This is a genomic window from Staphylococcus intermedius NCTC 11048 (assembly GCF_002902385.1).
Taxonomy (GTDB): Bacteria; Bacillota; Bacilli; order Staphylococcales; family Staphylococcaceae; genus Staphylococcus; species Staphylococcus intermedius.
Map to the genome: position 1 here is coordinate 1 of NZ_PPQH01000108.1, position 1,094 is coordinate 1,094.

Annotated in this window: 2 protein-coding genes; both read right to left on the minus strand. The window is 36.9% G+C overall.

The window, feature by feature from the left end:
- Positions 1-126: 126 nt before the first annotated feature.
- Complete coding sequence (locus CD138_RS13110; protein WP_258026519.1) at positions 127-339, minus strand: hypothetical protein; 213 nt, start codon at positions 337-339, stop codon at positions 127-129.
- A 125-nt stretch (positions 340-464) separates the two neighbouring features.
- Positions 465-962, minus strand: a complete 498-nt coding sequence (locus CD138_RS13115; RefSeq protein ID WP_096559837.1) for a tail assembly chaperone — start codon at positions 960-962, stop codon at positions 465-467.
- Between the last annotated feature and the right edge of the window lie 132 nt (positions 963-1,094).

A 1,094-nucleotide genomic window follows, 5' to 3' on the forward strand; every position in this document is an offset into this window, starting at 1 on the left:
CTGTTTCAATCTCGTTTGGCACGGAAGTTTTGGCCAGACGTTGTGCTTTACGTACTCCACGCTCAAAGTTTTTGATAATCGCATTGATACGTGCGTGAAAGTTTTTCTCCATTAGTTACCTCCCTTCTAATTTCCAAAGAACGCTTCTGCTTCTTCAATTTGTTTTTGTCTGATCATTTTACGTTTTTCAATTTCTTTCTGTCTGTCATTTCTAATTTGGATATCATCTTTGAATAAGTTCTCACGGGCTTTTTTTATCTGCTGTATCATAGGTTTTACACCTTTTTTACTTTGTGCCATTGCATTTGCTGTGGCAAGGTGCACATTATGTTCTAACATGTCTAATTCTCGCTCACGTGCGCCTCTTATCCAGTCTTGCCATTCTTTGGGTGTCATTAGATACAATTCATCAGAGCTGATATAACCTAAGTATTGTGCAGTTTTTGAACGTATCTCACTGTAATTTAGTAAGGTTCTTTGCCCGTTAAGGTTACGTAAGTTTCTTTCATATATTTGGCCGCGTTCGCCGCTCCTTCTTTTTCTTCCTGTTTCACCATTTTCGGGCCTTGCGACATCTGGAACCAAAACATTTTGAACTCTTCCTTGAAAAAACCTGATTCCCCCAACACTTGAATAGCACCTTGTAACAATCCAAGTGTAGTACCCTCTTTTTCAATTACATCCTGAATGACTTCTTGAATTTCTTCTTTGGTCGGGCGTTGTTTAAGATGTGCAAGCGCACAGTCCCAAAACTGTACGATAGCAATCGTCTTACGATTTAAAATGCCTTGTAGAATTTCATGGTAACCACTACCAACATTTCCATCTTTATCTTCTTTTGCGTACTTTTCTGCTTGAATGTCAAACATAAATGTACCCTTTGCTTTTAACTTTGCGTCTTTAAACTCTAATTCTGTAATAGGTTCGAATTTTTCTGATTGGAATACGTTATTTTTAGTCATTTAAATACCTCGCAATTTAAATTTGTATAAAAAAATAAGGGTGCTTCAAGCACCCATTTATTACATTACTTCTGAATCTCCTTCTCCTGTTAAAGATGATTCGAAGTTTTTACTTGTAGACTTACGTTCTTC

What these genes read in the sequence shown, in the direction of transcription:
- CD138_RS13115 (WP_096559837.1), bottom strand. Translation starts at nt 962, where the DNA reads ATGACTAAAAATAACGTATTCCAATCAGAAAAATTCGAACCTATTACA.
- CD138_RS13110 (WP_258026519.1), bottom strand. Translation starts at nt 339, where the DNA reads ATGTTAGAACATAATGTGCACCTTGCCACAGCAAATGCAATGGCACAA.